The sequence below is a fragment of the Streptomyces sp. ISL-66 genome (assembly GCF_018614135.1).
In the GTDB taxonomy this organism is placed as follows: Bacteria; Actinomycetota; Actinomycetes; order Streptomycetales; family Streptomycetaceae; genus Streptomyces.
This window is the reverse complement of record NZ_JAGGOW010000239.1, coordinates 1-7,539: the sequence shown is the minus strand read 5'-3', so window position 1 is coordinate 7,539 and position 7,539 is coordinate 1. Positions and strand designations below refer to the sequence as shown.

At 73.3% G+C, this 7,539-nt stretch carries 7 protein-coding genes; 1 reads left to right on the top strand and 6 read right to left on the bottom strand.

Annotated elements, in window-relative coordinates:
* The 4 genes from J7E97_RS35005 to J7E97_RS34990 all read right to left on the bottom strand — a co-directional run.
* Window positions 1-1,072 (bottom strand): MAB_1171c family putative transporter (locus J7E97_RS35005; RefSeq protein WP_215035640.1); only part of this gene is annotated, 1,072 nt, incomplete at its 3' end.
* Complete coding sequence (locus J7E97_RS35000) at window positions 1,069-2,622, bottom strand: NAD(P)/FAD-dependent oxidoreductase (RefSeq protein ID WP_215035638.1); 1,554 nt, start codon at window positions 2,620-2,622, stop codon at window positions 1,069-1,071. The genes J7E97_RS35005 and J7E97_RS35000, both read right to left, overlap by 4 nt.
* A 105-nt stretch (window positions 2,623-2,727) precedes the next feature.
* Entirely contained in the window at window positions 2,728-3,291 is a 564-nt protein-coding gene (locus tag J7E97_RS34995; protein WP_215035636.1) for a toxin-antitoxin system, toxin component, read from the bottom strand.
* Window positions 3,288-4,340 carry a hypothetical protein gene (locus J7E97_RS34990; RefSeq protein WP_215035634.1) on the bottom strand — a complete coding sequence of 351 codons (1,053 nt, stop codon included), beginning with the start codon at window positions 4,338-4,340 and terminating at the stop codon, window positions 3,288-3,290. Before J7E97_RS34990 ends, J7E97_RS34995 begins: the two co-directional genes overlap by 4 nt.
* 272 nt (window positions 4,341-4,612) lie before the next feature.
* On the opposite strand from J7E97_RS34990, the gene J7E97_RS34985 reads away from it, so the two are divergent.
* The gene (locus J7E97_RS34985; RefSeq protein WP_215035632.1) at window positions 4,613-5,035 is read left to right on the top strand and encodes a hypothetical protein; all 423 of its coding nucleotides are present in this window, start codon (window positions 4,613-4,615) and stop codon (window positions 5,033-5,035) included.
* Here J7E97_RS34985 and J7E97_RS34980 read toward each other — a convergent pair.
* The gene (locus J7E97_RS34980; protein WP_215035630.1) at window positions 5,021-5,821 is read right to left on the bottom strand and encodes a helix-turn-helix domain-containing protein; all 801 of its coding nucleotides are present in this window, start codon (window positions 5,819-5,821) and stop codon (window positions 5,021-5,023) included. The two genes, J7E97_RS34985 and J7E97_RS34980, sit on opposite strands and share 15 nt — an antisense overlap.
* A 25-nt stretch (window positions 5,822-5,846) precedes the next feature.
* Window positions 5,847-7,535 (bottom strand): FAD-dependent oxidoreductase, encoded by a 1,689-nt coding sequence (locus J7E97_RS34975; RefSeq protein ID WP_308346948.1) that lies wholly within the window; start codon window positions 7,533-7,535, stop codon window positions 5,847-5,849.
* Window positions 7,536-7,539 lie beyond the last annotated feature (4 nt).

Genomic DNA, 7,539 nt, shown 5'->3' with positions numbered 1-7,539 from the left:
GGCCGGCATCGTCCGGACGGGCGCCCGCCCGGTCGGCCGCGGCCCGGTGCTCGCAGGCCGCCGCGAGCATGGCCGCGTCCGCGACCAGCGCGGCCTGCTCCTCCGGCCGCCCCTGGGTGCGCGCGGCCTCGTACGCCTCTTCGCGCACGGCGGGGTCGAACCAGTACACGAGTGCCAGGATCCCGTCGTCGATCACCGATTCGCGGTGGATCAGCCGGATCCCGACCGGGGACCACCAGGTCAGCGGCACGGGCCGGACCCCGCAGGGGGAGAATCCGCGCAGCGCGGCCCAGAGCGGTCGCAGCCGCCGGTAGCGGCTGTAGTCCTGCCAGGGCGCCGACCCGCCGACCAGGGGCACGATGAACCCGCAGCCCACCAGCAGGGCCGCGGCGGCGGCCAGCGGGGGCGCCACGTAGGTGGAGAGGTAGTCCAGGTCCCCGCCGCTCCAGCGCGCGCCGACCGCCGTCCACTTCACGGCGACGAAGGCCGTGTCGAACGCCCCGCCGGACATGACCAGCGCGAGTCCCGTACGGAGCGGCCACATCGAGGGGTCCAGGCGCCGGAGCCACTTCCAGCACAGCACGGTGAGCGCGGTGCTGCCCACGGTGTGCGCCGACAGGTAGCAGGCGATCATCTCCCGCAGCCAGGGCGTGTTGGCGTAGTACGTGTCCATGTCCCGCAGCCGCTCGTCCGGCGCCTCGCCCAGGGCGAACAGGACGGCGATCGCCACCGTCACGGCGCCGTACGCGACCACCGTCAGGCGGGTGGCCCGGCGTACGAAGGGGGTCGGAGGGCCGCTCCAGTGCAGGATCAGCACGATGCAGGCGCCGGAGAAGGCGGTGAGCAGGCTGTAGACCAGGGGAGCCGAGAAGTTGACGATCCCGGTCAGTGCGTTGACGGCGACGATGGTCGGGGGCGCCGAGAGGAACACGGCGAGCGAGCCCACGACGAGGAGGGTGCAGACGGCGCGCATGAGGGGCTGGTCCCAGCCCCGTCGTAACGTCGGCGCTTTGACGATCAGTGCCGTGGCGATCACCACGCCCGGCACGTAGAGGACGAGGCTTTCGATCATCGGGCCTGTCCGACGGGGTCGGCCGGTCCGGAGCTCTCGGCGGTGTCCGCGGCCAGCACGGTGCCGGCGGCGGTCACCACCGTGTCGGCCACGGCGGTGTCGGCCGCGACCGTGTCGGGCACGGCGGTCGCCGTGGACGCGGGCGGCGGCCCGTCCTGGTCCAGGCCCGCGACCGCCCGCTCGGCCGCGGTCAGCGGCGCCGCCTTCAGCGCGCCCCGCGCGGAGGCCCGCAGCACCTCCCACACCACACCGGGACGCACCCAGGACGTCGGCGCCCGGTTCATGGTGATGACCTGGAGCAGGGCGGCGGTGAGCGATTCCCTGGTGGTGGCGCCCGTCATCAGCCGGTCTACGTATCCGTTGAGCAGCCCCGCCCCGGGGCGGGGCTTCATCCCGGTGGCACCCGGGTAGAGGATGTCCTGCGAGGTGGCGAGGTCCCAGGCGACGGACACCTGCGGGGCGATGGCGCGCTGCGCCTCGCGGCCGATGCCCGGGTGCGCGAGGCCCTTGGCGCGCAGCAGCGTACGGACGGCCAGCAGGCCCTGGGCGGCGACCGTCATGCCCTGCCCGTAGAGCGGGTTGAAGGTGGCGACCGAGTCGCCCACGGCGAAGAATCCGTCGGGAAGTTCGGCCTTCTCGAAGAAGATCCGGCGGTTGGCGGTGCCCTGGGTGACGGCGACGTCGGTCAGTGGCTTCTTGCCTTCGAGGAGCTCGCCGACGATCGGGTCGCGGACGCCCTTGGCGAAGGGGATGAAGGCCTCCGGGTCGCCGGTGGGCTGGCCGCCGCGGGTGCCGGACAGGGTGGCCTGCCAGCGGCCGTTCTCGATCGGCACGATCGTCGCGGTCTGGCCGGGTACGGGCACCCGGGGATCGGACTGGACGTTGACGATCGGGAAGCCCAGGGCGTGCGCGCCTTCGGGGGCCTCGAAGATGCGCGTCGCGTAGACGAGCCCGGAGTCCACCCCGGCCTCCTTGAGGCCGCTCACGCCGAGCGCCTCCAGCCAGCTCCGGGAGCGGGAGCCGCGGCCGCTCGCGTCGACCACGAGATCGGCGGTGACCAGGCGGTTCTCCTCCCCGGGGGCGTCGACCCGGACGCCGGTGATCCGGTCGGCCGTGCCTTCCAGGCCCCGGACCCGGCTCTGCTGGAGGGTGGTGACCCCGGCCAGCCCGACGACGCGGGAGCGGATCACCGCGTCGAGGAGGTCGCGGCTGCACGAGATGTTGAACTGCATCTCGCCGTGGCGCGGCAGCCAGCCCTGCGCGGTCTTGGTGACCAGGTCGGTGGGCAGGCTGCGGCGGAAGGCGCCGGCGGCCGTCCAGTCGCCGGTGATGCCGGGCAGGATCTCCTCGATGGCGCGCGCGCCGCCCGACCACAGGAGGTGGGTGTGGCGGGCCTGGGGGAGTCCGCGGCGCGGCTGGGGCCCGTCCGGCAGGGTGTCAGCGTCGATGATCGTGACCGTCGCGTGCTCGGCGAGGACGGCTGCCGCGAGCAGGCCGGCCAGGCTGCCGCCGATGACGACGGCGTGGCGGGGCGGGGAAGACTGGCTCATCGTGTGGTGCTCTCTGTCAGGGCCGATCGGAAGGCTCATCGGCGGAGGAAGTGCGTCGGTGGGAAAGCGGCGGTCAGCCGTCGGGTGTGGTCACCGGGGCCGCGCTCAACGTCCCCAGCCGAACGAACTCTTGATGCGTTCGATCGCTTCGGGGACCTGTTCTTCCCGGGGTGGTGGAAGGAACGCCTTGAGGATCTTGCCGAGGTGCAGTCCGAAGGTCTCCGCGCGGATCTCCGCCGGATCCTCCTGGTCGGCGCGGGCCGCGGCCTGCCGGACGACGCGGTCCAGCCCGCGGTCGGAGCGCAGCAGTTCGGCGAGGCCGCCGCGGCGGGCCGTCAGCCGCGCGGCCACCGCCATGCCCGGTCCGTGGTGGTCGCACGTGCCCTCGTCCACGTGCCACAACTCGTGGCATGCGATGACGAGTTGGTGTTCGGGCCGGGTGCGCTCCTCGATGACGAGGAGGTCGCGCTCCTCCAGCCCGAGCCAGAGCCCGCTGGCCGTGTCGGGGGGGAAGGAGGCGAACCGGAACTCGACCGGCCGGCCGCCGCGCACGCGCCCGTAGGCGGCGCAGATGCCGCCGATGATGTCGGCGGCCCCGGCGGGGGCGGTCAGGTGCGCGGCCGCCAGCAGGTCGTCGCCGAGTTTCCGCATGGCCCGTGGGGTCCTCATGGCGCTTCCCCCTCGGCAGTCGTGGCATGGGCGGTGCGGTCGCCGGCGCCCGCTGCGGCCGGCCGGCTCAGCTGCCCCTCCCGCGCGAGCAGATCGTCCAGGTGGTCGGCCAGGGATTTCCAGCCGCCCGCGGAGAGCTTGCCCGCCCGGGCGACGATGCTGCGCACGTCGTGGGCCCGCATCACGGCGAGCATCGGGTTCTCGGCGGGCCGCTCCGCGGACTCCAGTTCGCGCTCGATCCCGCACAGGGCGGCGGTCAGCGCTTCGGTGTCCTCCGCGAGCAGGAAACCGCTCTCCACCCCGTAGAAGCGCTGGATCCCGGCGGCCGCCGCGAGGTTCGGCAGCCCCTCGCCCTGCGCGAGGCGGGTCAGGGACTGGCCCGAGGCGTCGAAGGACCCGGCGATGGCGGAGAGGGAGTGGGGCTGGCCGTCTTCCCGGGGCCGGGTGCGGCGCAGGTGCTCGAACCTCTCGCGGACCTGTTCCTTCAGCGGGAGCCGGGGCGGGTCGCCGTCGAGGGTGAGCCGGATGGCGTGCGGGGTGATGCCGGTGAGGTACGAGAGGTGTTCGAGATCGTCCGCACCGCCGGCGGGCCGTCCGGCCGGCCCGGACCCGGTGGTGGCGAGGGCCCGCTCCACCGCGCTCTTGCTGTCGGCGAGGAGGAAACCGGCGTAGACCCCGAAGAACCGCTGTACGCCGGCCGCGTGGCCGAGCCGGAGCAGTCCGGTGCCCGCGTTGAGCGGGCCGAGGGAGGCGCCGGGCGCGTCGAAGTCCTCGGCGATGGCGGCGAGCGGCCATGCGCGGCCGTGCTTGTCGCGGCGGGTGGCGCGCAGCCGCAGGAAGCGCTGGTGGACCCGCTCGCACAGCGGCAGCTCGCCGGCGGTGCCGGCCAGCACCCGGGGGACGCGGGCCGGTTCGACCCCGGAGAGGTGGCTGAGCCGCTCCACGGCGAGCACGTCCGCCGGATCCTGGCCGCAGCGCTCCGCCAGTGCCACGACACGGCCCCAGGTCGCGGTGAGGTCGGACCGGACGGCGGCTGGCACCGGGCGCATCTCCGTCAGTAGAGAGAAGGTTCGAGGGCGTTGCTCTGCGTGAAGCCTAACCCCCGGTTCTGTGGCGGGCCAGGGTGCCTCCCCACCGTTCTTTCCGTACAGCTCAAAGAAGGTGGGGCCACCGAGGCCATGACCTCGCAGGTAATCGACCCCGCCGGGGACGCGGCGGCACAGTGGGGGCATCGGGTTCCCGGGCCGCGCACTCGGCTCCGGAGCCCGGGTCACCTCGTACTCCACCAGCGCATTCGACTCTCGACGGAGGCTCATCCGCCATGTCCGCAACCCCGCTCGCCGCCGTAGCCCGCGCCACCGACCCGCGGACCGCGCTGCGCCGCGTCCTCGCCCTCGACGCCGTCGTCACCGTCGGCAACGGGCTCGCCTACACCGCCTTCTGCGCGCCGCTGGGCCGGCTGCTCGGCATCGGACAGGAGGCGCTGCTGGTGCTGGGCGCCTTCCTGGTGCTCTACGGCGCGGGCGTCGGCCTGCTGGCCTCGCGCCGACAGCCCCCGGTCTTCCCGGTGAGGTTCGTCGTCGAGGCCAACTACGCCTGGGCCGCGCTCAGCCTCGTCGCCCTCTTCGTCTGGTTCACCCCCACCGCCGCCGGGGCGGTGTGGATTGCGGCGCAGGCCGTCGTCGTCGCCGCCTTGGCGCTCCTCCAGCAGCTCGCGCTGCGCGCCGGCTCAGGGCGCCAGTGACCGCAGGTACTTCACCGTCGCGGGGTCGGCCGGGAGCAGGGTCTCGATCGCCAGCTCCGCGACGGTCACGTCCATCGGCGTGTTGAAGGTGGAGATGGAGGACACGAAGGAGAGCAGGTGCCCGTCGTGCTCGATCCGCAGGGGGAGGGCGATGGAGGCGACGGCCCCGTCCGGTTCACCTTCCCCGAATCGCTGCCCGGCCGCGGCCACCGGATAGGCCGAGACCTCCTCGTACAGCGCGCGCAGCGGCTCCGAGCGGGCCAGCGCGATCTGCCGTTCCATCTGGGCCAGCAGGTGCCCCCGCCACTCGGGCAGGTTGCGGATCCGCGGGGCGAGGCCCTGCGGGTGCAGGGTCAGCCGCATCGCGTTGAGCGGACCGGCCAGCAGGTGCTCGGGGATGCCCTCCAGGAGCATCAGGACGCCCCGGTTGGCGGCCACCACGTCGTACGTCGCGTCCACCACCAGCGCCGGATACGGCTCGTAGCCGGTCAACAGCCGCTCCAGCGCCTCGCGCAGCACCCCCATCGAGGGGGCGTCCAGCGGGGTGTGCGCGTACCGGGGCGCGTAACCCCCCGCCACCAGCAGGGCGTTGCGGTCCCGCACCGGGACGTCCAGGTGCTCCGCGAGCCGCAGCACCATCTCCTCGCTCGGCCGCGAACGGCCGGTCTCCACGAAGCTGATGTGCCGGGAGGAGGAGTCGGCGCGGCCCGCCAGCTCCAGCTGGCTGATCCCGCGCCGCTCCCGCCACGTGCGGAGCAGTGATCCCACCGTTGCCGTCGTCGTCATGTCCCCGACGGTAACCCGGCTGGGCTCAGCCCAGGTCGAAGGCGTTCGGCAGGCCGAGCCGGTAGCGCCACAGATCGTGCCGCTTGGAGGATTCCACTTCCGGCGCCCGGTACAGCGGCTTCACCGTGCACCGCTCCGCCTGCGAACCGTCCTGGTCGAGCAGGCAGTTGACGGCGGCTCGGGCCGAGGCGTTGGCGCCCTCCATCGTCGCGAGGTCGATGTCGACGGCCACGTAGTCCCCGCTGAGGAAGAAGTTGGGGATGCGGGTGCCCGCGCTCGGCCGGTTGTGGAACGTGCCGGTCGGATGGATCAGCAGCTGGTCCTGGTTGGTCGGATTCGGCGTACCGGTCCCCTCCACTCCCGGGTCCAGGAACCACGAGTGGAGTTTGCCGTCGGACAGCAGGGTCTTCCCGGTGTCGTTGAGCGAGGCCTTCAGCTGCGCCCACACCTCGCGGGCGATCTCCTCGCGGGTGCACTCCTTGGCCGTCTTCCCGTACAGGATCCCGGGCTTGTCCCATTCGGAGATGTCCACCGAGAGGCAGTCCACGGCCGAGCCGTCCCCGTAGTCGGCGGGGAAGTTCCGCGCGGGCCAGTGCTCGGCCTGCTGGATCGCCGTCAACGACCAGGGCGAGTCGATGCAGTTGAGGTGTCCGTGCACGAGGGGCGCGCGCTCGGTCAGGTAGAACTGGATGCCGGTCATCCAGTCGGTCTCCAGCCGGTCGCACCGCCCGAGCATCGGGTCGGCGGCCCGCAGTGCCGGGCTCCAGGTGCGCCGCGCGTGCTCGACCGGCAGGGCGCTGACGTAGTGCTCGGCGGTGACCGTCCCGGCCGCGCCGGCCGGGTCCTCGACGAGGACCCCGCTCACGCGACCGCCCTCGTACCGCACCTCGCGCACCGTCCAGCCGATCCGGAACTCCACGCCCAGCGAGCGCAGATGGGCCTCCCACGGGTCGATCCAGGCCTCGTTGGTCGGCAGGTTCAGGATCCGGTCCGGCGGGCCGTCCGCGCCGCGTCCCAGCAGGTTGAAGACGAAGGCCTCGCCGAGCGTGCCGACCGTACGGGTGGAGGCCTCCTCGGCCTTGGTCGCCACGATGTTGCGCGTCACCCCGATGGCGAGGATGCGCTGGTACTCGCTCGACATCCGTGCGGCGCGGGTGAACTCCCACCAAGGGGTGCGCTCCCACTGCTCGTCGCGCCGTTCGTCGCAGCTCGTGAGGAAGACGAGCGCGCGGTTGACGAAGTACGCCGTCTCGTGGAGCGGGAGCCGGACCAGCGACTGCAGGATGCCCGTGAGGGACCGGCGCAGTTCTTCGGGGGTCAGTTCGGCGGGGGAGTGCTCGGGCCACGGGATGGGCGCCCGCAGGTCCTCCCGGCCGGCCGCGCGGGCGAACATCATCTCGCGCGGGGCGACCAGATTGTCCCGGACGCCGTTCGCGTTGCCGGGGAAGGGGATGCGCCGCATCGTGTCGGGCAGGTTGTGGTAGATCCCGGGGATGAAGCGGAAGCCGTGCTCGGCGGGGAGCGGGCGCCGGCCGCCGCGCGCGCTGCCGGGGACGTCCATGCTGCGGGCCTTGCCGCCGAGCGCCCGGCGTTCGTACACGGTGACGGCGTAGCCGCGTTCGGCGAGCTCGTGCGCGGCGGTGAGCCCGGCCACGCCACCGCCGAGCACGGCGACGCGGCGCTTCTGCGTGGCCCCGGCCGGGGCCGCTGTCACGGCC